The organism is Nocardia sp. NPDC051900 (assembly GCF_044452545.1).
Lineage (GTDB): Bacteria > Actinomycetota > Actinomycetes > Mycobacteriales > Mycobacteriaceae > Nocardia > Nocardia sichangensis.
Genome location: NZ_JBITBU010000006.1, coordinates 126,345 through 147,910, shown reverse-complemented (window position 1 = coordinate 147,910; position 21,566 = coordinate 126,345). Strand labels below are relative to the sequence as shown.

General features: G+C 67.9%; 23 protein-coding genes and 2 pseudogenes. 8 read left to right on the top strand and 17 right to left on the bottom strand.

The features are described from left to right. Nucleotides 1-88: 88 nt before the first annotated feature. The 3 genes from ACIA5H_RS11705 to ACIA5H_RS11695 all read right to left on the bottom strand — a co-directional run bounded on the left by ACIA5H_RS11705 (nt 89) and on the right by ACIA5H_RS11695 (nt 3,947). Nucleotides 89-964 (bottom strand): DUF4231 domain-containing protein, encoded by an 876-nt coding sequence (locus tag ACIA5H_RS11705; protein WP_397075709.1) that lies wholly within the window; start codon nt 962-964, stop codon nt 89-91. Nucleotides 965-1,098: 134 nt separating this feature from the next. Next, nucleotides 1,099-2,424, bottom strand: coding sequence for a hypothetical protein (locus ACIA5H_RS11700; protein ID WP_397075707.1), 1,326 nt, complete (start codon nt 2,422-2,424; stop codon nt 1,099-1,101). A gap of 257 nt (nt 2,425-2,681) precedes the next feature. Further along, nucleotides 2,682-3,947 (bottom strand): cytochrome P450, encoded by a 1,266-nt coding sequence (locus ACIA5H_RS11695; RefSeq protein WP_397076036.1) that lies wholly within the window; start codon nt 3,945-3,947, stop codon nt 2,682-2,684. A 340-nt stretch (nt 3,948-4,287) separates the two neighbouring features. Between ACIA5H_RS11695 and ACIA5H_RS11690 the strand changes: the two genes are divergently transcribed. Further along, nucleotides 4,288-4,704, top strand: a complete 417-nt coding sequence (locus ACIA5H_RS11690; protein ID WP_397075705.1) for a hypothetical protein — start codon at nt 4,288-4,290, stop codon at nt 4,702-4,704. Nucleotides 4,705-4,778: 74 nt separating this feature from the next. Further along, nucleotides 4,779-5,696 carry a hypothetical protein gene (locus ACIA5H_RS11685; protein WP_397075703.1) on the top strand — a complete coding sequence of 306 codons (918 nt, stop codon included), beginning with the start codon at nt 4,779-4,781 and terminating at the stop codon, nt 5,694-5,696. A gap of 86 nt (nt 5,697-5,782) precedes the next feature. Here the strand turns inward: ACIA5H_RS11685 and ACIA5H_RS11680 are convergent, their stop codons facing one another. Next, nucleotides 5,783-6,544, bottom strand: a complete 762-nt coding sequence (locus tag ACIA5H_RS11680; protein WP_355074129.1) for a 3-hydroxyacyl-CoA dehydrogenase — start codon at nt 6,542-6,544, stop codon at nt 5,783-5,785. Between the two features lie 238 nt (nt 6,545-6,782). Here ACIA5H_RS11680 and ACIA5H_RS11675 point away from each other — a divergent pair, with 238 nt between their 5' ends. Beyond that, nucleotides 6,783-7,634 carry a crotonase/enoyl-CoA hydratase family protein gene (locus ACIA5H_RS11675; protein ID WP_397075700.1) on the top strand — a complete coding sequence of 284 codons (852 nt, stop codon included), beginning with the start codon at nt 6,783-6,785 and terminating at the stop codon, nt 7,632-7,634. A gap of 172 nt (nt 7,635-7,806) precedes the next feature. Here ACIA5H_RS11675 and ACIA5H_RS11670 read toward each other — a convergent pair whose 3' ends face one another. The 3 genes from ACIA5H_RS11670 to ACIA5H_RS11660 form a co-directional block, all read right to left on the bottom strand. Beyond that, nucleotides 7,807-9,015, bottom strand: coding sequence for a cytochrome P450 (locus tag ACIA5H_RS11670; protein ID WP_397075698.1), 1,209 nt, complete (start codon nt 9,013-9,015; stop codon nt 7,807-7,809). 33 nt (nt 9,016-9,048) lie between these two features. Further along, nucleotides 9,049-9,618, bottom strand: a complete 570-nt coding sequence (locus ACIA5H_RS11665; RefSeq protein ID WP_397075696.1) for a fatty acid desaturase — start codon at nt 9,616-9,618, stop codon at nt 9,049-9,051. A gap of 124 nt (nt 9,619-9,742) precedes the next feature. Then, nucleotides 9,743-10,393, bottom strand: coding sequence for a cyclase family protein (locus ACIA5H_RS11660; protein WP_379253550.1), 651 nt, complete (start codon nt 10,391-10,393; stop codon nt 9,743-9,745). A gap of 134 nt (nt 10,394-10,527) precedes the next feature. Here ACIA5H_RS11660 and ACIA5H_RS11655 point away from each other — a divergent pair, with 134 nt between their 5' ends. After that, nucleotides 10,528-10,734, top strand: coding sequence for a hypothetical protein (locus ACIA5H_RS11655; protein ID WP_355074149.1), 207 nt, complete (start codon nt 10,528-10,530; stop codon nt 10,732-10,734). Here the strand turns inward: ACIA5H_RS11655 and ACIA5H_RS11650 are convergent. Continuing rightward, nucleotides 10,718-11,635, bottom strand: a complete 918-nt coding sequence (locus ACIA5H_RS11650; protein WP_397075693.1) for an alpha/beta fold hydrolase — start codon at nt 11,633-11,635, stop codon at nt 10,718-10,720. The two genes, ACIA5H_RS11655 and ACIA5H_RS11650, sit on opposite strands and share 17 nt — an antisense overlap. A 142-nt stretch (nt 11,636-11,777) precedes the next feature. Next, a complete protein-coding gene (locus ACIA5H_RS11645; protein WP_379253548.1) occupies nt 11,778-12,542 on the bottom strand; it encodes a TetR/AcrR family transcriptional regulator in 765 nt (254 codons plus the stop codon). A gap of 50 nt (nt 12,543-12,592) precedes the next feature. On the opposite strand from ACIA5H_RS11645, the gene ACIA5H_RS11640 reads away from it, so the two are divergent. Then, nucleotides 12,593-13,411 carry a DUF2505 domain-containing protein gene (locus ACIA5H_RS11640; RefSeq protein WP_397075691.1) on the top strand — a complete coding sequence of 273 codons (819 nt, stop codon included), beginning with the start codon at nt 12,593-12,595 and terminating at the stop codon, nt 13,409-13,411. Between the two features lie 51 nt (nt 13,412-13,462). On the opposite strand, the gene ACIA5H_RS11635 is transcribed toward ACIA5H_RS11640, so the two are convergent. From ACIA5H_RS11635 to ACIA5H_RS11625, 3 genes are all read right to left on the bottom strand, one after another. Beyond that, on the bottom strand, nt 13,463-14,527 hold the full coding sequence (locus tag ACIA5H_RS11635) for an LLM class flavin-dependent oxidoreductase (protein ID WP_379253546.1): 1,065 nt from the start codon (nt 14,525-14,527) through the stop codon (nt 13,463-13,465). A 4-nt stretch (nt 14,528-14,531) separates the two neighbouring features. Then, nucleotides 14,532-15,353 (bottom strand): DUF1684 domain-containing protein, encoded by an 822-nt coding sequence (locus tag ACIA5H_RS11630; protein ID WP_356969288.1) that lies wholly within the window; start codon nt 15,351-15,353, stop codon nt 14,532-14,534. A gap of 178 nt (nt 15,354-15,531) precedes the next feature. Continuing rightward, on the bottom strand, nt 15,532-16,257 hold the full coding sequence (locus ACIA5H_RS11625; RefSeq protein WP_364426654.1) for an SDR family oxidoreductase: 726 nt from the start codon (nt 16,255-16,257) through the stop codon (nt 15,532-15,534). 58 nt (nt 16,258-16,315) lie between these two features. Between ACIA5H_RS11625 and ACIA5H_RS11620 the strand changes: the two genes are divergently transcribed. Continuing rightward, nucleotides 16,316-16,837 (top strand): MarR family transcriptional regulator, encoded by a 522-nt coding sequence (locus tag ACIA5H_RS11620; RefSeq protein ID WP_364426657.1) that lies wholly within the window; start codon nt 16,316-16,318, stop codon nt 16,835-16,837. A gap of 365 nt (nt 16,838-17,202) precedes the next feature. Here the strand turns inward: ACIA5H_RS11620 and ACIA5H_RS11615 are convergent, their stop codons facing one another. Beyond that, nucleotides 17,203-17,697 carry an anti-sigma factor antagonist gene (locus ACIA5H_RS11615; RefSeq protein WP_397075687.1) on the bottom strand — a complete coding sequence of 165 codons (495 nt, stop codon included), beginning with the start codon at nt 17,695-17,697 and terminating at the stop codon, nt 17,203-17,205. Between the two features lie 536 nt (nt 17,698-18,233). Here ACIA5H_RS11615 and ACIA5H_RS11610 point away from each other — a divergent pair. Next, nucleotides 18,234-19,505, top strand: coding sequence for an FAD-dependent monooxygenase (locus tag ACIA5H_RS11610; protein ID WP_397075685.1), 1,272 nt, complete (start codon nt 18,234-18,236; stop codon nt 19,503-19,505). Here the strand turns inward: ACIA5H_RS11610 and ACIA5H_RS11605 are convergent. Beyond that, nucleotides 19,468-19,854 (bottom strand): hypothetical protein, encoded by a 387-nt coding sequence (locus tag ACIA5H_RS11605; protein ID WP_379253542.1) that lies wholly within the window; start codon nt 19,852-19,854, stop codon nt 19,468-19,470. The genes ACIA5H_RS11610 and ACIA5H_RS11605 overlap by 38 nt on opposite strands. A 9-nt stretch (nt 19,855-19,863) precedes the next feature. Beyond that, nucleotides 19,864-19,986 (bottom strand): annotated as a pseudogene (locus tag ACIA5H_RS11600) (TetR family transcriptional regulator); the annotation flags it as partial. Between ACIA5H_RS11600 and ACIA5H_RS11595 the strand changes: the two are divergent. Then, a pseudogene (locus ACIA5H_RS11595) lies at nt 19,959-20,078 on the top strand (ester cyclase); the annotation flags it as partial. The pseudogenes ACIA5H_RS11600 and ACIA5H_RS11595 sit on opposite strands and share 28 nt — an antisense overlap. 50 nt (nt 20,079-20,128) lie before the next feature. On the opposite strand, the gene ACIA5H_RS11590 reads toward ACIA5H_RS11595, so the two are convergent. Beyond that, nucleotides 20,129-20,926, bottom strand: coding sequence for an SDR family NAD(P)-dependent oxidoreductase (locus ACIA5H_RS11590; RefSeq protein ID WP_379253541.1), 798 nt, complete (start codon nt 20,924-20,926; stop codon nt 20,129-20,131). A 110-nt stretch (nt 20,927-21,036) separates the two neighbouring features. Next, complete coding sequence (locus ACIA5H_RS11585) at nt 21,037-21,480, bottom strand: pyridoxamine 5'-phosphate oxidase (RefSeq protein ID WP_397075682.1); 444 nt, start codon at nt 21,478-21,480, stop codon at nt 21,037-21,039. Nucleotides 21,481-21,566: the final 86 nt, after the last annotated feature.

The window sequence follows — 21,566 nt, the reverse complement described above, 5'->3', positions numbered from 1 at the left end:
ATCATGGTAAGCGCCCACGCCTGGCATATCCGGCAGCCACGCCGGATCGTCCGATGTCCGATCGATGCGGCACCGTCGTGCACGCAGGTCATTCGCCGTGCGAGGCTCGCCAGAGCGTGTGCTCACGGCTGATCGCTTCCTCGGCGTCGGATACGGCGTCGGCCCAAGCGGCTTCGGTGTCGTTCTGTTCCAAGACCTCGGCGACGATGCTCAATTCATTCGAGGCGACGGCATAGGCGGCGGCGCCGGTACTGTGCTGACGGGCCGACGACCAGGCGGCCAGTCCCGCCACCCCCGCCGCGAAAATGCCTGCGAGATCGAAGTTCACCGCGTTGAACGCCTTCGCCAGCGCTCCCGCGACACCCGCGACCTCGAAAACGAGTGCCAGCGTGCCGAACAACTGAGACCTGCGCTGGTGGTATCCGGATTTTCCCGCATACCAGCGTTGCTGTTCCCGGATGCGGTCGTTCAAGTAGACGCGGCGCCGTTCGTCGAACGGTGCGGAGCGCAGCCGCCGCATGCGATCGGTGATGGCCGGGGCGGTGGTCGGCCGCAACGCCAGCGCCGAGATATCCTGACGCAGCAGCATCAGTCGCTCGATCAACATCCGATCGGCCTCGCCCGGAGACAGCGTCCCGACGAACGGCGCACCCTGTACCGCGTACTTCCAGGTCAAGGTCTTCACCGATTCGGCGAGCGCGCGACCCTCGTACCAGGACTTACCCGGACGTCCGCGCAGAACGCCCACATCGACCGCGAGGATTCCGACGAAGGCCATCGCCGTGAGGATGGCCGCGATATCGGTGCCCGAAGCGCCGACGCGTATGGTGACTGCCGCGCACGCCGCCGCCACCACGGCCAGCCAAAGCCGAGCTCCGTAGGCGCGAAGATAGAACTTCTGGCCGTACAGCGACGCCGTGTCCGCGGACTGGAACAGCCCGGGGTAGTCGTCAGCCTGCCGCACGGGCCGCGGGACGCGTTCGAACCGACATGGCCGAAGCGTAACAGGCGACAGGTCCGTATCGAATCCTTTTGCGCTGCTTTCGAATTACGAGTCGACCATCGCCGATCGCCATTCCCGACCACGCATTCGCGACATCAACCACGGACTTGCAGATCCGCCATCAGATACCGGGTGGCGGCCCTATGACCGTCGGTCACGGCGATCCGGGCCGTCCGCGGGGTGGTGCCGGAATTCGGTGAGCGGCTGTCCATTCGCGACCAGTGATAGAGCACTTGCGCTTTCAGGAACGCCCGGTCACTCTGCTTGTCGCAGAGGAAGATGACTTCGGCAATGGGAAAGCGGTCGATCACACGTTGCAACTCGAATCGTGTTCCCGCGTTCGCCGGCACGTATCCGGCGAGGTCGAGCACGACGTAGTCGACCCGGGACAGCAGTGTGTCCACCGCCGCCTGCCAGAAGCTGACGTGGCAGAGGATCGAGCGAACGGGATAGCTGCCCGCGGGGTCGCGGACCTTGACCGCCAGATCGGTCACCCCGAGCAGCCGCCTTCGTCCGGGTGGCAACGGTTCGTCCGAGTGTTTCGCCAGTTCTTCGCGCAACATGCGCGGTGACGCCACGAACATGGTGCGGAAGGCATTGCGCCTGCGCACGTCTCGCACCTCCTCCGGACTCACCGACGCGGCGCTGCGCAGGAGATGCACATACCCGAACTCGCGCCACGCGCCGCGCAGGAATTCCCGGGCGCGCGCCCGATTGTCGAACAGGCGCAGATAGGCGATCTGTACCGGCTTCGCGCCGATCACATTCGACCGCGGCGAGACCTCGCGAAGGTCTCCCCTGCCCCGCGGCGGGGTGGTGAACCGCACGGTGAGCGCCGGAATCTCGCTCGCGCGAGACCAAGTCGGGTCCGGGCCGATCGGGCTGATCCTGGCGCTGTAGGCGGGGTCTTTCGACCACTTCTCGACCGTCCGGCTCGCATTCCAACGCCGCCACCGCAGCGCGACCGATGCCAGCAATACCGCCGCCGACAGGACCATCAGGCCGAGGACGGCAGGCTCCAGTTCCGGCGCCGGACGTTGCGTTCCGTCGGGTTCCTCCACGGTCACCCCGTAGACCAGGACCAAGACGAACAGCGCGACCGGCACCACGCCCCAGAGCAACCGTCGGCTCGCGGCCGCGCCGTGACTTCGGACCTCCTGCACCGTGGCCATGTGCGTGTCCAGCGGCGGCACCAGCATGGCGATCTGATCGGGATCACGGTCCACGCGTCGCCGCAGCGATCGCGCCCGCAACCCCTGCGATGCGTCGGCGACGGCCTCCGCACCGGCGGCGAACGCCCCCACCCCCAGCACGGCCAGCGGAAACAGCACCAGCTGCCGCCACGTCGACAGGTCCACCGCGGGCACCCAGGCCGCCAGCAGCTGCGGCCCGCGAGCCCAGACCACGACAACAGCCGCCACGGCCGCCACGAATCGAACGGCGTTTCCAGACGCCGACCGCAGCGACGCGGTCTCCTCGCCCCGGACGCGAGCGTACAACTCGCCGCCGCTCATTCCGCTGACCACCGCTGGCGTACCGTCCCGCCCCTGTGCCGACGAACATCCGTATACCGATGGCTGCGCCTGTCGCGCCGGCGATATCGCCGGGCATGTCAGCCGCTTTCACCGGCGAGCACCAGTATGGACCCGAGCCGGTGAAGACACATTCGTTATCGGCGCTATAGGACGCGGACCGGCGCGGATTTCGGGAAGACGACCGGCAAGGCCATCAGTGCCCGGTGGAACGGTCCCGGCCGCCATTGCAGTTCGGCCTTGCCCAACTGGATTTCCGGCAGAGCGTCGAACAGCTGGTCGATGGCGTTCTGCACCGTCATGTAGGCGACGGATTTCGCCGGGCACGCGTGCGGACCCGCACTCCACGCCAGATGGGAACGATTGCCGATACGACTGCCACCGGGCTCGTCGGTCCCACGGATCTGAGGATCGTTGTTGCACCCGGCGAGGCTGATGACCACCGGCTGGTCCGCGGGCAACCAGACCCCGTCGACCATGATCGGCTGCCGCGGGTACGTCGTGCAGAAGTTCGCCATCGGCGGATCGTTGAACAAGACCTCGTCGAGCGCGTCGGTGGTGGACAGGTTCCGTCCGAGGACGTCACCGAAGCGGAATCGGTCGTCGGTGATCATCAGCAGCACGGCGTTGGTGATCAGATTGCGCTGCGCCTCGAATCCGGCCCCGTAGAAACTCATCAGCTGGGCGAAGATCTCGATGTCGTCGAGTTCGGTCGAGTGGTGCGCCAGCCGCGAGGTGACGTCGTCGCCGGGATGTTGGCGCTTGAGCCGGATCAGCTGCATCAGCGCATCCTTGAGCATCTTCATGCCCTCGGGCCCCCGCACCGTGTCGAAGCGCGCGGCCATACCGGTGGCGACCCGCTCGCCGATCTCGGCCGGGCAGCCGACCATCTGGTTGAGGACTTCCAGGACCAGCGGAAACGCGTACTGGGTGACCAGATCGGCGGATCCGTCCGCGCAGAACGCATTGATCAACGGGACGGCGATCTGTTCGACCGTGGTAGGCACGTCGAACAAATCGATCCCGTCGATGGCGTCGACGGAAGCATGCCGATACCGATCATGGGCGAGTCCGGTGTTGTACCGTGCCGCCGGATACCACTCCATCATCGGCCGCACCGGAGAATCGTCGGGAATGGTCTTCTGCCAGGTGCGCGGATCGGCCGGGAAATGGTCGGGATCGCTGAGGATGCGCACCGCGGTCTGGTAGCCGATCACCAGGGTGGCGGGAACGCCGGGCGCCAGCTCGATCGGAACCAGCGAGCCGTGCTTGCTCCGCATCTCGCGGTAGGCGCGGTGCGGGTCGGTGACGAACTCTTTCGTATACATCTGGACGCGCGGGGCGTCCGCTTCCGTCAAGGGTCCGTGCTGGACGGGGCACGCTCCGGTTCCAGTGGTGTGCGGCGCGGCCATCGGGGACTGTGGTGTGGTCAAGAACGTGACTCCAGGTAATGGAACAGCAATTCGACGAAAGTGATCTGTGAGCGGGTACACGTGCCTGCCGAGACCTGTCGTCCAGAACTCGGCGACCCGCATACGCTAGCAACATAGCAACGCTTCGATACCTCCGCTGACGAAGGCGGCGCCGACATACGGCCGAGAGGCACGTCGGGACAAGGCAATTCGCCGAATTTCGGCACGAAAGCACGCTGTAGGCGCTGGTGGGGAGTGCACGATCCGGTCGTCGCGCATCGGCTCCGGGTCGTGTTCCGCACCTGGAGGGCGTCGCCGCTCCCCTGCGGAATGGGCCGTGATGGCCGACGACGGTCATCTCAGTCAATCCACCCAGGACACCCTCGATACCCTGCGCGACGCCGTTGCCGCGGTGAATCCGGCCGATCCCGAGGTCGACACACTTCGCACCAGTGCACTGACCAGCCTCGACGCGGTGGCGCAGGCACGTGCCGATCGCGCGCTGGACGCCGGTTACCGCGTTCCCGGCTTCCTCTACCTGGCCATGTGGATCTGCACGGTCCTGCTGCTGTTCAGCGTGGTCCTCTCCGGCGTCCAGGTCACCAAGCGCACCGTCGTGACAACCGCGCTGCTCGGCGCCATCGTCGGCGTGGTGATCCGGGCGATCTACAACCTCGACGAGCCGTTCTCCGGTGGGAACGTGGTCCCGAAGGAGGCCTTCGAACTCGCACTGTCCCGGTACCAGCACACGACGTGATCTTCCGGCCGGTTCCGACTACGACGAGGCGACTGCCCATGCGACGCGAGCGAAACACATCTCGAACACCGAGAATGACCAAGGGATTGGCCGCTGTGATGCTGCCCCTGGCCATAGCGGCACTCGTGGCCCCACCGCTGGAAGCATCGGCGGAGCCACCGCCGTGGCCGCCGTTCGGCGACCTCGCAACCGGGAGTGCGGAGACCGGCTCCGAGCCGGTGGGCGCCTTCGCGGGCGGTGGTTCCAGCGACGGCCCCGCCACATCGTCCGGTAGCGCCGCTGCCGAAGGTGAGACGTCCGGTGGGTCCCTGAGTCTCGGCCCGATTCGGCTGCCCTCCGGCAGCGCCGGCCTCGTCGCCACCGGCAGCGCCGGGACCGCAGGCGCTCGCGGCGGTCCGCTCGCCACCGGCGATGCGGAAACCGGGGGCGCGGCACGCCCGGCGCCCCACTCGGACGTCACGGCGGAACAACCGGCCGCGACGCCGGGAGTCGACACCGGCAGCGTCCAGCTGGCGTGCACCGGCAGCGCCGTGACGGGCAGCGCGTTGCTCCTGCTCGGGCTCGTGACCGGCAGCGGTTTCGGCTCCCTCGTACCTGGTCTCATCGGCCCCGGATCGAGTGGATCGGGCGTGGGCAGCGCCGCCGTCGGCAGTGCCGCTACCGGCAGCGCAGTGCTGACGTGTCTGCTGCTGCTTCCCACCGCCCCGCCCCCGCCTATGAGCCCCCTCCAACTCGGTCCGCCTGCCCCGGAACTCCCTATCGTTCCGGCTCCCGCAGCTGCCCCTACACCGATACCGCCGCAGGCCGAGCGTCCCCTACCCGAGCCGCGCCCTGCCCCACAGAACCGGACACGCGGACGGGACATCCAACCCGCCGAACCGGCCCCCGACCCGGCCGTCTGGAACCTCATGAGGCTGATGACAGTGCTGGTGGTCACCGTCATCACCGTCGTCGGTATCCGCCTCGCACCCGGCCCCAGACGAACCCGTTAGATCTCCGATCCGCGCAAGGATGGTGCGGGTGCCGAAACAACCGGCACCCGCACCGTCCTCACTACTCGGAGTCCCTCCGGCACACCTCAGCGGGGCGCCATCCGGATGGCGCCGTCGAGACGGATGGTCTCGCCGTTGAGCATCGGGTTCTCCACGATGTGGCGCGCGAGCGCGGCGTATTCGCTGGGGTCGCCCAGGCGCGAGGGGTGCGGAACCTGCGCGCCGAGGGACGCGATGGCCTCGTCCGGCAGCGTGGCGAACAGCGGAGTGTGGAACAACCCCGGCGCGATGGTCACGACCCGGATCTTGATGGCCGCGAGGTCACGCGCCACCGGCAGGGTCAGGCCGACGATTCCACCTTTGGACGCCGAGTACGCCGCTTGCCCGATCTGGCCGTCGAAGGCCGCCACGGACGCGGTGTTGATGATGACACCGCGCTCCTCACCCACCGGATCGGTCTTCGCGATCCGTTCGGCGGCCAGCCGGATCACGTTGAAGGTGCCGATCAGGTTGACGTTGACGACCTTGGTGAAGTCCGCCAGCGGGAACGCCCCGTTCTTGCCCACGGTCTTGATGGCATTGCCGATACCCGCGCAGTTGACCGCGATCCGCAGATCGCCCAGCTCCTGCGCGGCGTCGAGGGCCGCCGTGACCTGCTCCTCGTTCGTGACGTCCGCCGCCGCGAAGACCACGCCGTCGCCGAGTTCTTTGGCGACGGCCTCGCCGGAGGACGACGGCAGGTCGATGATCACGACCTTCGCTCCCTTGCCGTGCAACTCCCGCACGGTCGCCAAGCCCAGTCCCGACGCACCACCGGTCACGGCCGCGACCGAGTTGCTGATCTCCATCCCACTCCTCTTCTCCGGGTTGTCGAACGACAGCGCGAAACGCCGTCCGACTGGTCCGCGCTGTCACCCCGACACGGGGACCCAGGCGCCGTGACCAATCGAGACACGGCGACAGGCTAACCGTACGGGCAGCACTAAGTAAACAGTCATTCTCCTTCGAATCGATACGCCGGTCGTCCAATGTCACCCGAACCCCCTGCAAGAGCGCGGAAATCGTCGTGATGGCAAGCTGTTGGTTATGGCCGATATTCGCCTGGACGTCTCCGACGCCATCGCCACCATCACCCTCGACCGCCCGCAGCAGCTCAACGCGTTCACCACCGCGATGGGCACGGAGCTGATCGATGCCTTCGATACCTGCGACCGGGACGATCGAATTCGCGCCGTGATCATCACGGGCGCCGGACGCGCCTTCTGCGCGGGCGCGGACCTGTCAGCGGGTGCGGAGACCTTCGTCGCGGGCGACCAGGACGCCGCGGAGTCCTTCCGCGACAGCGGCGGCGAGGTCGTCCTGCGTATGTTCGAATCTCGCAAGCCCATCATCGCCGCCGTCAACGGCCCCGCCGTCGGCGTCGGCATCACCATGACGCTCGCGGCGGACTTCCGCATCGCCGTCGACACCGCCCGCATCGGGTTCGTCTTCAATCGACGTGGCATCGTTCCCGAGTCCTGCTCCAGCTGGTTCCTGCCCCGGCTGGTCCCCATGCAGACCGCACTGGACTGGGTGTACTCGGGCCGCCTCGTCGACGCGAGCGAGGCCCGCGAAGCGGGATTGTTCTCCGCGCTGCATCCGGTGGACACCCTGCTCGACGAGGCGCGTGCGCTCGCGCGCCGCGTCACCGAGCATTCCGCGCCGGTCTCGGTGGCCCTGTCCCGACAGATGCTGTGGCGCAACCTGGGCGCCGAGCATCCGATGATCGCGCACCGCATCGAGTCCCGCGGCATCTACCACCGAGGCGCGAGCGCCGACGCCAGGGAAGGCGTGACCGCCTTCCTGGAGAAGCGCCCCGCGCGCTTCCCCGACAGCGTCGATCGCGACCTCCCGGACCTTTTCGGCGACGATCTCGCGGTCCCGCCGTTCCGGCCATGAGTCTCTCGGTGCTGATCACCGACCTGTCGGTGCGTCAGGAACCGTCGACGGTGGCGAGGAACTCCCGCAGCAACGCGGTGATCGCCGCGGGTTGTTCCAAGCTGCTGGTGTGACCGCAATCCGCGATGGTGTGCAGGCGCGCGCCCGGGATCGACGCGGCGATGCGCTCGCGCTACACCGAAATGGACAGTTCCGCGGGTCCACGCACGTTGATCCGTCCGTTCCAGCGCAATTCGTCGATGGTCGCGTCGGGGAACCGCCGCACGAAGCGAGTGAAGACGGCCCTGGCCTCGAGCCGGACCAGCGCCGCGCCCAGGCAGTGATGGATGCCCGCGCCGAACGAAAGGTGCTGCTGCGCGTTCGGCCGCTCGAGGCGCAGCTCGTCGCCGTCGACGCCCCAGAACTCGGGATCGCGATTGGCGGCGCCGACGCAGGCGAGCACCAGGCTGCCCGGCGGAATCACCGAGCCGCCGATCGGCATGGACTCCACGGTGATCCGGCGCATCAGTTGCACGGGGGTGTCGTATCGGAGCAGTTCTGCGACGGCGTTCTCGGCGAGTGCGGGGTCTTCCCGGAGTCGTCGTGCCTGGCCGGGGTGGCGCAGCAGGGCGAGGACGCCGTTCGCGAGGTGGTTCACGGTCGTCTCGTGGCCAGCGATGTAGAGCAGCATGACCTGGGCGACCAGCTCGTCCTCGCTCAGCACATCGCCATCGTGTTCGGCGGTGATGAGCCTGCTCAGCAGGTCGTCGCCGGGTGCGGCGCGTTTCCAGCGGACCAGGTCACCGACCATGGCGAACAGTTCCTGGTTGGCCGACCGGACCTCGGCCTGCAAGGCGGGATCGGGCAGGGGTTCCAGCGCCAGCACGAGTATCGCGGTGAGTTCGCGCAGCCTGGTGTGCTCGACCACCGGGACGCCCAGCATCTCGGAGATGATCGCGAAGGGCACCGGGAACGCCAGTCCCGCGACCACATCCGCGGTGCCCGCCTCGGCGATGCGGTCCAGGGCGGCGTCGACGAGTGCCTCGGCCCTGGGCCGCAACGCCTCGATCGCGCGGGGCGTGAACGCCTTGGCGACGAGGCGGCGCAGGCGGGTGTGATCGGGCGGATTCCGGTCCAGCATGGACAGTCCGCGCATCATGCGGTTTTCCTTGCCGAGCTCGCCGCTGTCGCTCTTCCAGGTCGGCAGACGGGTCAGATCCTGTTCGTCGACCGACTGCGCCGACCGCTGCAGCGCGGCGGCATCCTCGTACTTCGACACGATCCAGAATCCGAGCGGGTGCTCGTGCACGGGTGCGGCGGCCCGCAGCCGGTCGTAGTGCGGATAGGGATTCTCGGCGAAGCCCGCGGCGAACGGATCGAACACGAAGCTGTCGGTGGTCACGGCCACTCCTCCTGGTTCACGAGTTGACCAGTATCACGTTGCGCATGGTGACAAGTGCGGTGGCGCACAATGTTTCGTCCTCGTCGCCGACCGAGAAGACGTCCGCGGCCGCGATGGTGATGAGTACTCGTGGCGACGCATCCACAGGAAAAGCGAATGCGCCAGGCCGCGCAGCGTTCCGCGTAGACCGCCGCCGGAAAGGTTCGGCGAGTGCGGATCTCCTCCGCGATCGCTGTATTCGTGATGCCGCCGATGCAGGGCCACCCAGGACACCACGCCGCCCTGTCCGGCCATCGAGCCGAGCACCGCCAGCACCGCGGCGACCCACGGCGCCGCCGTGAACGTGCGATGGGTGAACAGCCGGTGGTAGCCGACGGTCACGCCGAGGCCGGTGGCCAGCCACATCGAGAACAGCAGCAGGAATTCGGTCAGGCCGAACGGATGCACCCGGAGAAAGGCGAACGCACCAGCCGTGCCGAGAATCGGCAGAATATCGAAGAGCAGGAAGTGCCGACGTTGCAGCCGATGAATGTAAGTAGTGCTGATCGTCTTCCTGCGGGGTTCCGGCTTCTCGCCGTTCGGATCACTGTCTTCGGCAATCACTCGACTACACCTCGTCGGTCCAGGGGCCCGATCTCGCCGGCGGGACCGCTCGACCGTAACCCCGTCGGCGAGAGGAACTTCGGCAGAGCAAGAGCCCCCGATCGTGGGATCGAAAGCGTCTATGTCACCACCACGCCACGACGCGCAGCGGAAACGAGCCCATCCCGCGCACCGGCGCAGGCAATGCGACGAGTCTGGCGCCGGTGCCGGGGAGCGCGTCCAGGTTCGTCATCTGCTCGATGATCGGGATTCCCGCGCCCAGCAGCGTGTGATGGCACGGACGTGTCGGCAACGACGTGTCGTCCACGTCGAGCGAGTCGATGCCCACCAACGCCACATTGGCGGCCACCAGCGCATCGGCGACCTCACCGATCAGGAACGGATGCCCGGGGTCACGGTACGCGGCCGAACCCCACTCGGCCGACCAACCGGTGTGCACCAGCACCGCCTTGCCCCACAGGCGCGCGGGATCACCGAGCAGATCAGGGCCCACCGCGCGCAGTCCCCGCGCGCGGATCAGGACGATCGGCACGTTGAACAGCCGTTCCAACGGCAACTCGGCGATGTCGGCGCCTTCGGCGTGGAAATGGTAAGGCGCGTCGATGTAGGTCCCGGTGTGGCCGACCATATCCACGCGTGCGATGTCGTAGGCCATGTCGATCAGCGGCGATCGGTCGCGCGCCACGGCCGTGGTGACGCGTGGTGCGGGCAGGCCCGGATAGGTGAGCATGCCGTCCGAGACCGGATGCGACAGCTCCACGATCGCTCGGCTCATACCTGGGACGCTACCGGCCGATCCCGTGCCCGTACACGGAGTCGTCGCGGGGCCGGACGCGGTGAAAGCGCCGATCGCGATCGGCACCTGCGCGTCGCGCCGAAGAAGGGCAGAATGGACACCGGAAGGTCATCATGCGAGCGCTACAGGGCCTGCTCGGCGTCGTGCTGGGGATCCTCACGGCCGTGCTCGGCACGGTACTGGGGCTGGTCGCGGCCGTGCTGTGGCTCGTCGGCGCGATCCTGTGCGTGACGGTGATCCTGCTTCCCCTCGGTCTGCCGGTCACCAAACTCGCCCGCCGCCTGTTCACCCTCTCCCGGCAACTCATGCATCTGCCCTGACGGCCGTCGCCGCGGGTCGGTCGATCAGGTTTCGTATGGCTTCGATGACGGGGCCGGGCATCTCCTCCGGCAGGAAGTGTCCGCACCGCACGGTCCCGGCGCGAAGATCGTTCGCCCATCCCGACCAGATCGATAGGGGATCGAACGGAAGCACGACCTCGCCCGGATCCTGCCAGAGCGCGGCGACGGGCATGGTCAACCGGCGGCCCGCACGACGATCGGCTTCGTCGTGGACGTTGTCGATGGAGGCGCTGGCCCGATAGTCGGCGCACACCGCGCGAACGGCGCCGGGCGCGCGGGCAGCCGCCAGGTATGCGGCGCGGGCGTCCCCGGGAATCGCGCCGGATATCCGGCACCAGTCGTCGAGGAAGTGCCCGAAGAACAGATCGGGGTCGGCTCCGATCATGCGCTGGGCCACGTCGGAAGGTTGTGCGAGCAGGTACAGATGAAAGGCGAAGATGCCGGACGTCCCGTGCAGGGTGGACCACATGTCCGCGGCGGGCAGCACGTCCAGAATCGCGAGATGGCTGATCGCGTCCGGGTGGTCCAAACCGGCGCGGAACGCGACCAACCCCCCTCGATCGTGGCCGGCGAGCGCGAATCGCTCATGGCCCAGCGCCCGCATGAGCCCGACGATGTCGGCGGCCATCGTCCGTTTCGCGTAGGTGCTGCCATCCGGCTCGCCGACGGGCTTGTCGCTGTCGCCGTAGCCGCGCAGATCCGGGCAGATCACCAGATGGTCGCGAGCGAGGTCCGTCGCGACGTGCCGCCAAGCGAAATGGGTCTGCGGAAAGCCGTGCAAGAGCACGATCGGGGCGCCTGCTCCGGCCATGGCTACGTGGAGACCGATATCGCCGACCGTCACGCGATCGTAGGCGAATCCAGCAATCCTGTTGCGCATCTCTCGGACAGTAGGACATGGCACCGACAAGCTCTGGGCACGTGCACCGGTCGAAAACCACTGCGGCGCCATCGATCGTCAGCGAGAACTGAGATCCCCGGCTTATCGCGTGCGGCCGAACAGTAGCCGCTATCGGGAGCGGCTAACCCCCGCCGGGATGCGGGAACAACAACGGTGCGAGAAAACGCCGGGCGAACTCCTTCGCCGCCGCGGCGTCGGCGAGCGGGAGCGCGCCGCGCGGATTCGAGATGAACGACATCGTCAGGCGGACGAACAGCTCGGCGACCACCTCGGCGTCGAAGACGCCCAGCTCGCCCCGCTTCTGCCAGTGCACGATGAAGCGCGCGACCAATGCCCGTCCCTGCTCGATGAATTCGTCACCGGTGAGGAAACGGGTGAGTTCCCCTGCCGCGGACGAGACGCGAAGGCTGCGCGTCAGCAACCGGGGGGCCTTCGCCTCGCTCACGAACGCCGAGAACATCTCCGCCAGCGCGCTGACCGGACCCGCCGAGCGCTGCACCGCCTCGGCCACGATGATCCCGACCCGTTGCGACTCGGCCATGAGGGCGTAGCGGACCAGCGCGGACTTGGTGCCGAAACGGCGATAGACCGTGGCGACGCCGACACCAGCCTGCTCGGCGATACGGACCATGGTCGTCTCCTCGAAACCCATCTCGGCGAAGCAGTCGCGGGCGGCCTCGACGATGCGGCGCGATCGGGCGTCCAGCGCGGCGAGATCGGCCCATACATCGCCCACCGAGTCCAAAAACTCCGGGACGGTCTGGTCACCGCCGCGTCCCTGCGGGCGCGTGGCGGAATGCGGTTCGGCCGGGCCCACGTCACCCGCGGTCTTGTTCCGCCTGGTGCTCGTCTCGGGCTTGCTCGAATCGTTTCGCTGCGCCCTCATCGGCGTGAGCCTACCGCCCGTCCCGTGCGGCGCCTCACCTCGAGTTCGCCGTGTACGTCCGTGTGCTGCAAGCGGCATGGCGTCTGCTGCCGGATCGGTTGCTGCTGCTCCCGCTGGCCTACAACCGCCTGCAATACGAGAAGCTCGTCCGCTATCACCGTAAGTACGCGCTGGACTCCTTCGCGCCGCCCCCGGGCACGACGGCGGTTGCCCGGTCTGAGACGGCCACTCCCCGCCGGGGGCAAGGCACGCCGCACCGCAGTAGAAGACATACCGGACTGGGTATGCAGATGTCGAAGCTGGTGCTTGCCAAGGTGATTCAGCGGATCCGGCTGCACGGCTCGGCGATTCACCGGCTCGGGCAGGCGGCGCGGCAGGTAGCGTGTGCCGATATGGCGACCCCCTTGGCGTACACGGCCACCTACTCCCATCCGGCCGACGCGCTTCGCGCGGCGCTGGCCGACGAGCGGTACTGGAAAGACCGCGTCGAGGAGGTCGGCGGAGTTCTCGTGGAGTTCGATGCCGCCGAGGACCGTTTGCACGTGCGAATGGTGCAGACCATAGCGGCGGCCGAGTTGCCCGGCGCCGTCACCGCGGTGCGCCCCGAGGGCCTGGTCGTCACCCGCACCGAGACCTACACCCAGGAGGGCGGCAGTTTCGACGCCGACGTCGAGGGTGTGCCCGCGCGGGTGAGCGGCACCGTCCGGCTCACCGAGCAGGATGCCGCCGCGGTGGCGGTCGTGGACGGCGCGGCCGAGGTGGGGATCCCGTTGTTCGGCAAGAAGATCGAAGCGGCCGTCGTCGCCCGCCTGCTCGACATGCTCGCCGCGGAAGCGGAATTCACCGATACCTGGATCACGAACCACTGACACGTCGACCGGCACCCGGAGTCGATCGGGCAGTCGATCGGGCATCAAGGATCACGCGGGGGCGGCCACCTCACCGGTCTCGTGCTCTGAACCGGTCGCGGTCCGACGACCCAGCGCCGGCGCGATCAACTCCACGGTGTCGTGCAGGATCTGCTCGTAGTCGGCGCGGTGGAACTCGTACGGAAGCTCCAGTCGCAGTTCCGAAGTCTGCGCGAGCACCGGATCGGCCCGCAGCCGATCGATGATCTCCTCGGCGGGCCCGACCAGGTCCGGGGCGAACAGGACGCGCCGCGGCCCCTGCGGCGCGAGGGTGCGCTCGCGCCTGCTCTCCGCGTACTGCCGGTACCGCTCGCGAGTCGCGCGGTCGGCGCTGTCGAACGGAACGATCACCCGTCCCACCGCGACCCGGGCGGGCCGAGCCGGATCCACCAGTCCGCGGTACTCGCCGATCAGGCTCGACTGGGTGGTGGTGAAATCGTCGCTGTGCTCGCCGAACACGATGTTCCCCGTCAGGAGGTTCAGCCCGTTCTCCCCTGCCCAGCGCACCGAACGGGTGCTGGCCCCGCCGTACCACAGCCGGTCGATCAAACCGGGATTGTGCGGCTGTAACCGCGGCCGCTGGGTGTTGCCCGGGGAGTGGATCACCGTGTCGGCGTCACCGAGATAGTCGCCCCGCAGGTTCTCGATCAGCCGGGCGATCCGTCCGTAGGAAAGATCGTAGGTGCGCCAGTCCCCGTCGAAGACCAGGCCGCCGAGCAAGTCGGCATGCGGCGGCGTGCCCGCACTGAAACCGGCTTGCAACCGGCCCCGCGACAGCACATCCGCCAGCGACAGATCCTCGGCCAGCCGGAACGGGCTTTCGTAGCCGATGGGAATCACCGCCGTGCCCAATTGGATTCGACTGGTGCGCTGACCGGCGGCGGCCAGGAACACCGCTGCCGACCCGACGCCGTGCTCGAGATGACGCTGCCGGATCCACGCACCGTCGAAACCGAGGCTTTCGCCGTACTCGAACAGCCGTAGTGTGTCCTCGAGCCCGGAGTACGGATCGTCGTCGGGATAGTTGCCCGGCGTCAGGAACGACAACGTCCTGATCCGAGGTGCCTTGTCGCTCATCGGTTCAGCCGCGCTCGTACGGCAGCTTCTCACCGGCTTCGATCGCGACCGGGAGCCGGTTCTCCGCGGGCGGCAACGGGCAGGTCGCCAGGTCGGTGTAGGCGCAGGGCAGATTCGCGGCCCGATTGAAGTCCAGCTCCACCGACCCGTCGGCATCCGGCGGCGACAGCTGCAGCACCCGGTTGGCGGCGTACGTGGTGACCCCGGAGGTTTCGTCGGTGAAGAGCACGGTCAGGGCGCCGGGGTCCTTGCCGGGGAAAGCGGTCAGGCGCAGCGGCCGTCCGTCCAACTCGAACTCGACCTGCCCCGGCGCGTCGTAGACGTGTTCCAGTCCTTCGACAGCGGCGCCGACCGTGGTCGGCTGCGGCTCCGGGAAGGCGACATATCGCCCGGAGACCACCCACTTCGGGTGCGGCGCGTAGGCGGGCGTGCCGCGAAATGCCGTGCGCAGCGGGTTGTCCGGGTGCCGTGGCCGAACGATGTCGTGCCCGCCGCGCTTGGCGACCTCGATCACCGCGTCACCCCAGACAGCGTTCACGCCGCCGCGTTCGGGGATGACCCCGAACACATGCCGGCCGCGCACGGGTGTCCCGTCGACCACCAGCTCCTCACCGTCGTCGAGCACCACCGTCACACCGTCGGCGCCGGTGGACCAGGCACCCGGCGCGTCGGAGAATCGCTGCGGCGTCTCGGCCAGCCAGTGCAGATCGGTGATGGCCAGGAATCCGTGCGGGTCGGCCAGTCGCGCCTCTTGTCCGCGGTGCCAGTCCTGCCAGTCGGCGACGAAGGCGTCGGTCGGAGTTGCCGCGGCGGCCTGCGCTGTCATGTGGTGCTCCTCGTCTGAAGCCGTGTCCGCCCCGGTTCGGTGCCGTCCCCACGATTCGAGCCGAGACGTGCGACACCGCTCCGGACGACGAACGGAGGTGATACCGGATTCAACCGCAGGCGCCCGTGCGCGAATAGAATTGCGATCAGCCCGAACCCAATCGCCGCTCACGGAGCATTCATCTGGTCGTGTGCGCACCGCCGTTGACGTGAATCGTCTGGCCCGTGATGTGCCGGGCGTGCGGGGAGGCCAGGAACTCGATCAGCCCGGCGACGTCATCGGGCTCACCCGCGCGTTTGTCGTGCGTGGAGTCGATCAACCAGCTACGCCGTTGCTCGCTCAGTTGCCCTTGGAAGAAATCGGTGTTCTCGATGTAACCGGGCGCGACCGTGTTCACCGTGACACCCTTCGGCGCCAGTTGCGCCGACAAACCGGCCGACCACGCCGCCAGCGCCGCCTTCGCGGCGCCGTAGGACCCCGCGGCGTACTCCGCGCCGATCGAGCCGACATTGATCACCGCTCCACCAGGTCGCAGCCGCTCCCGCAACGCCGAGGTGGTCAGGACCGCACTCAAGAGATTCGTCGACAGGTTCGCCGTCCACTGCTCGGCCAACTCCGCCAACGACACCGCGGCGCCGTTCCCGACGACGAGATCGGTGTTGCCCCCGGCCATGTTCACCAGCACATCCACTTCGGGCCCGACCGATTCGGCGAACCGCTCCACCTCCGTGGGAATCGCCGCATCACAAACGATTCCCCGCACTCCGAGTTCCTGCGCCGCCCGCTCCACCCGTTCCTTCGAACGCCCGGTGATCACCACGTCCGCCCCGCCTTCGGCGAACCGCTGAGCCACCCGGCGTCCGATTCCCCCGCTCGCACCGGTGACGACGACCGTTCCGCGCATTCTCATCTCCTCTCGGTATATTTAGCGCTAAATGTACCGAGGAGAGAGACTTCCGGCAATGACGCACGAAGCACACGACGAGATACCTTCGGCCGCCCGGATAGCCGCGGCATGGCGCCGTGAACTGCCCGGCGCGCGAGTCGAGTCGATCGAGATCCTCACGCCGCTGTGGCGAGTGGCCAAACTCCTCACCGACGAGCGACAGCGCACCCTCCAGCGGCTCGGCATCGACGAATCGACCCTCGATCTGCTCAGCACCCTGCGCCGATCCGGTCCGCCCTACCAGCTGACCACCCGCCAGATCGCCGCCCGCAGCCTCGTCACCGCGGGCGCCGTCTCCCAGCGCCTCGCCCGTGCGGAAGCGGCCGGGCTGATCACCCGCGAACCGACCTCGACCACCCGGCGCGGCGTCCTGGTCTCGCTCACGCCGGACGGCCATCGCCACATCGAACAGGTCGTGCCCGCCCTACTGGAGCACGAAACCGCCTTCACCGACCAACTCGCCGCCGACGAACGCACCGTGCTCACCGCGGCTCTGCGCACACTCGAGGCGGCGATCCGATCCGCCGAACCGGCGTAGACCCCCGCGCCGACTCGGTCAGGCGCCGGACAGATCCGCGGTAAGGTCCCTGATTTCCACGACCGGCCCGGCTCTGACCCGGTTCGCGCAAGGCCGGATCGAGGATCGCGTTGCGGTAGACGTGAAACCGCGCACAGCGTGCCGGAATACGTCCGGCGATTGAGCGAACACGGTCCACCAGTCACCGGGAGTGGCATGGATCGTGCCGTGATCGATGGCGGGATCCTTGCCGGGGCCGAACAGCCGGTCGTAGAAGAAGAGGATTCGTTCGATGTGATTGCTGACACGTCGCCTGTCAAGGCTCGATCCGCCGACCCCGGCACCAGGGCATTCGAGCGGAGCCCCGGTGCCGAGGAGACGGAGCGTCAGAGAAGTCGCGGCTCCGCTGTACCGGCGTGACCGCGCCACGCCGCACGTGGCCCGATGCCGTGGAATCGCCCGCTCGGCAGCGAGTCGGCCAGCGCGTCCTCGACAGAGGAGTGAACGGGCCGCAGGGCGTCGAGGTCGAGGACGGCCACGACGCGGGCCACTACCAGCCGGTCACCGACCACTCGCAGCCGGACGCCCCGGCGCAGGCATGCCTCGGATTCTTCGGCCAAGATCAGCAGCGAACGGCAGGACATGAAGCCGAGACCGCTCGCATCGATCACGATCGACCCCGGCGCCGCGGTGGTCGCTCCGGCCTCGTATAGCAATCGCCGCCACGCGGGCAGCGTGTAGGCATCGACTTCACCATGGACGTGGACGACGGTCGCGTTGCCGCGGTGTTCGATGGTCGCGTCCAGTCCGAGGAGAGCGTCTTTCCACCCGTCCGACGAGGGTTGGGCGGCGCCGCCGAGACCGTGCAATTCTGTGCTCATAGGGCACTCGATTCGTTTCGCGCCTAGCGCGCTCGATACCGGCCCACCCTGCATCCTCAAGACAGACCCGTCCCTTATTGCTAACAGAGACATGCCCATCTGTACAGCGGTGCGGATCCGAGCGGTTACCTGGACAGGTCGTGGGACGGGCTGCGGTACCTGTTGGAGTCGGCCGAGGCGGGAGGCCGCGCGCTGCTCAGCGGGCGCCCAACTGCGGAACCGATCGACGGCGACCCGTCACGGCCGGATAGGAACGGCACGTAGCTCACGCCGGGCCGTCACGGATCTCCCATGGCCGCAGGCCGATCGTATGAGCGGTTCCTGCCGACCGTGAACGCTGACATTTGTTCAAGACGAATCTTCGGCCGCTCAGCAAGGTAGTCCCTGCACGGACCGTCCGAAGGAGAACCAATGGCTGAGACCAGCGCCGCTGCGGCATCGAGTCTGCGTTCGGATCCAGATCCGAAGTGGCAGTGGAGTTTCGGATCGAAGATGCCCAATTGATCGGCGATTTCAGCAAAAAGGGAGGCATACTCATGCGGATCCTCATCTCCGGTGCAAGCATCGCCGGACCGGTGCTGGCGTACTGGCTCACCAGGCACGGCTTCTCCGTCACCGTCGTCGAACGCGCCCCGACCCTGCGCAAGACCGGCGGCCACGCGGTCGACCTGTTCCGGCCCGCGATGGACATCTCGCAGAAGACGGGCGTGCTGGCGCGCATCCAGGAACGGGCCACCGGCACGAACCGGATGACACTCCACCCCGAAGGCGCGGGGCGGCCCGCCAGCGTGGATCTCGCCAAGATCTTCGGCGCCACTTCCGACCAACACGCCGAGATCATGCGCGACGACCTCAGCGAGATCTACTACGACGCCGCGTCCGACGACGTCGAATATCTCTTCGGCGACTCGATCACCGCGATCTCACCCGAGGGCGAGGTGCGGTTCGAGAAGTCCGCGCAGCGCCGCTTCGACCTCGTCGTCGGCGCGGACGGGCTGCACTCCACCGTGCGCCGCCTGATCTTCGGCGAGGAATCGCGCTTCAGCGCCTTCGCCGGGGCCTATCTCGGGGTGATGACCCTGCCCGGCGCCTACGGCTGCGACAGCGAACTCCACATCCACGTCGGCGTCGGCCGCACCGCAGGTATCTACGGTGTACGCCACCTCGACGAGGCGCGTGCGTTGTTCCTGTTCCGCAGCAACCGCGAACTCGACTACCAGCGCCACGACGTGTCACGGCAGAAAGAGCTGCTGCGTGGAGCATTCCACGGTTTCGACACCGACGTGGACCGCTGGCTCGACGAACTCGACCACACCCCGGCGTTCTACTTCGACTCCATCACCCAACTCCGCATGGACACCTGGTCCCGAGGCCGGGTGACGCTCGTCGGCGACGCGGGCTACTGCCCCGGCCCGGCCGTGGGCGGCAGCACCACGCTGGCCGTCGTCGGCGCGTACGTCCTCGCCGGAGAACTCGCACGAGCGGGCGGCGACCACGAGCGCGCCTTCCCCGCCTACGAACACGCGATGGCCGAACACATACGCGGCGGCCACGCGGTCGCGCTCAGCGCAGCCAAGACCCTGATCCCCACATCCCGCCTCGGTGTCTCGGGACTGGTGCAGGCCACCCGACTGTTATCCGCCCTGCCCGCAGGCCCCGGCCGCGCCTTCCTCCGCCTCGCCACCAAAAGCACACGCGTCTACAACGCTATGACCGTCGACGACTATCCACCACCGCCCACCGCATCAGGAGGCCTGGGCGGCGACCCGTTCAGCCCTCGGACGTCAGACCCTCGAAGGTCAGGGTGAGCAGACGGCGAGCATGGTCGGCATCGCCGTTGCCCGCGTGTGCGATCGCGGAGACGAGGGTCATCAATTCGGTCACCTCGAGATCGGCTCGAATGAGACCGGCGGCTTGGGCATCCCGCAACAGCGGCATGGCAGCGGCATCGGTCATGCGATGCCACGCTGCGACCTCCGGGGTTTCGTCGCCGTCGCGAAGTCCATACGCGTTGACGAACGCCTCGCGCAAGCCTCGGCTGACCGCGATGTGATCGATGACCGCATTCAGCCAGCCGAGCAAGGCGTCACCGGCCGCACCGCCGCCCGCTAGCTCGGTGGCCGCGGCACACAGCGCGTCGATCCGCTCGCGGTACACGGCCGTGATCAGGTGCCCGCGGGTCGGGAAATGCCGGTACAGGGTGGCATTGGCGACACCGGCCGCGCGAGCGATGTCATCGAGCGAGGCGGCGGCGCCGAAACTTCGGCCTGCCGCCGACCGGTCAGCGATTCGAGACGACGGGCATGGACATGATCCGAGTGCACGACGGCAGGCTCATCGAGCACTGGATGGTCGCGGAACCCTTTCAGGCGGCCGGATAGGCGACAGAGCGCGAGCTACGCGCGGGCGAAGTTCGTCCTGCGCGGCACTCTCAGTAGAAGACCGGACCCGGGACGCCGCCGCCGACCGCGATGGCGTCGCCGGTGATCGCGATACTGCGGGGTGACGCGAGGAAGGTCACCACGTCGGCGACTTCCGCGGCGTCGATGACCCGGCGCAGCGTATTCTTCGCCAGCTCGGCTTCGAGTTCGGTGACCGCATTCCCCGACTCCTCGGCTTGCGCGGTCAACCGCTGGGTCAGGCGTTCGGTCCTGGTCAGCCCCGGATGCACGACCGTCACATTGATGCCCTTCGGACCGAGCTCGTCCGCCAAATTCTTGGTCAATGCCGAGACGCTGATGTTCCGAATCGTCTGGGCGATGGAATTCGCCTGGCGCGCACCGAGTCCACTGATGTTGATGATCCGGCCCCAGCCCTGCTCGACCAGATGAGGGGCGACCGCGCGGGCAGTGCGCAGATATCCGAGCACCTTGATCTCCACTTCACGCCGCACCACGTCGTCGCTGGTGGCCGCCAGGTCGGCGCTCGCGCCCGCACTCCACGGCGTGGCGGCGGAGTTCACCAGGATGTCGACGCCACCCAATTCGGCGACGGTGCGCTCCACCAGCGCCTCGACCTGGCTGTCGTCGCCGGTGTCGGTCGGTATCGCGACCACTCGCCGACCCGTCTCCTCGGCCAATGTCCGGGCAGCGGCCGCGAGCGGTTCGGCCGCACGCGCCGCGATCACCACATCCACACCTTCGTTGGCGAGCCCGCGAGCGACAGCCAATCCGATCCCTCGGCTGCCGCCGGTCACGATCGCGCGTTTTCCATCCAGATCGAGATTCACCAGGCTGACGCTAACAAGCCTGTCGATCCCGGTAACCGATCCCGCTCGACATGATCGGAACTACGCGCTGCCCCGCGTCCATTTCCGGCTCTCCCGGGGCGCGGCGAAGCTCAGCCGTTGCTGTAGACGCGATCCGGCGAGATCAACACCACCGCCCGGCGCTCGGCGGCCATCACTCTGTCGTACTCGTCCCAATCCTCGTGCACGCCACCGGCCGCGGTGAACACCTCACGCAGCAGCAACCGCAACCGCTCGGCGTCGACCCCGGGGGCCGGGTCGTCCGGACCGGCGATCCACACCGGCCCCTCGGCGGCGCACCATTGCCAACCGACACGGACCACGATCGTGGCACGCGCCCGGGCCCGCAGGTTGTCCAGTTTGCGCGCGCCGCCGCGTACCACCATGCCGACCACGTCGGCACCGGTCGCCGGGTGTCGCAATACGCCGGCGTTGACCAGCGACGACTGGATCGTGTTGTCGGCTCGAAGGGTGGAGACGACACAAAGTCCGTGGTCACCGGCGATCAGCCGGGCGAAGTCCGCGAGATCGGTCACGCCGGAAGTCTACGTACTCGAGCGGGCGCGGGCCGTCGGGAACAGCGAGTTGCGCAGTACCGCTGATATTTTCCGCACAACGCGCT

Excerpts from the sequence above, each read along its gene's own strand:
- ACIA5H_RS11695 (WP_397076036.1), bottom strand. The coding sequence starts at position 3,947 with ATGGCCGCGCCGCACACCACTGGAACCGGAGCGTGCCCCGTCCAGCAC.
- ACIA5H_RS11690 (WP_397075705.1), top strand. The coding sequence starts at position 4,288 with ATGGCCGACGACGGTCATCTCAGTCAATCCACCCAGGACACCCTCGAT.
- ACIA5H_RS11685 (WP_397075703.1), top strand. The coding sequence starts at position 4,779 with ATGACCAAGGGATTGGCCGCTGTGATGCTGCCCCTGGCCATAGCGGCA.
- ACIA5H_RS11680 (WP_355074129.1), bottom strand. The coding sequence starts at position 6,544 with ATGGAGATCAGCAACTCGGTCGCGGCCGTGACCGGTGGTGCGTCGGGA.
- ACIA5H_RS11675 (WP_397075700.1), top strand. The coding sequence starts at position 6,783 with ATGGCCGATATTCGCCTGGACGTCTCCGACGCCATCGCCACCATCACC.
- ACIA5H_RS11660 (WP_379253550.1), bottom strand. The coding sequence starts at position 10,393 with ATGAGCCGAGCGATCGTGGAGCTGTCGCATCCGGTCTCGGACGGCATG.
- ACIA5H_RS11655 (WP_355074149.1), top strand. The coding sequence starts at position 10,528 with ATGCGAGCGCTACAGGGCCTGCTCGGCGTCGTGCTGGGGATCCTCACG.
- ACIA5H_RS11650 (WP_397075693.1), bottom strand. The coding sequence starts at position 11,635 with ATGCGCAACAGGATTGCTGGATTCGCCTACGATCGCGTGACGGTCGGC.
- ACIA5H_RS11645 (WP_379253548.1), bottom strand. The coding sequence starts at position 12,542 with ATGAGGGCGCAGCGAAACGATTCGAGCAAGCCCGAGACGAGCACCAGG.
- ACIA5H_RS11635 (WP_379253546.1), bottom strand. The coding sequence starts at position 14,527 with ATGAGCGACAAGGCACCTCGGATCAGGACGTTGTCGTTCCTGACGCCG.
- ACIA5H_RS11630 (WP_356969288.1), bottom strand. The coding sequence starts at position 15,353 with ATGACAGCGCAGGCCGCCGCGGCAACTCCGACCGACGCCTTCGTCGCC.
- ACIA5H_RS11625 (WP_364426654.1), bottom strand. The coding sequence starts at position 16,257 with ATGCGCGGAACGGTCGTCGTCACCGGTGCGAGCGGGGGAATCGGACGC.
- ACIA5H_RS11620 (WP_364426657.1), top strand. The coding sequence starts at position 16,316 with ATGACGCACGAAGCACACGACGAGATACCTTCGGCCGCCCGGATAGCC.
- ACIA5H_RS11615 (WP_397075687.1), bottom strand. The coding sequence starts at position 17,697 with ATGAGCACAGAATTGCACGGTCTCGGCGGCGCCGCCCAACCCTCGTCG.
- ACIA5H_RS11610 (WP_397075685.1), top strand. The coding sequence starts at position 18,234 with ATGCGGATCCTCATCTCCGGTGCAAGCATCGCCGGACCGGTGCTGGCG.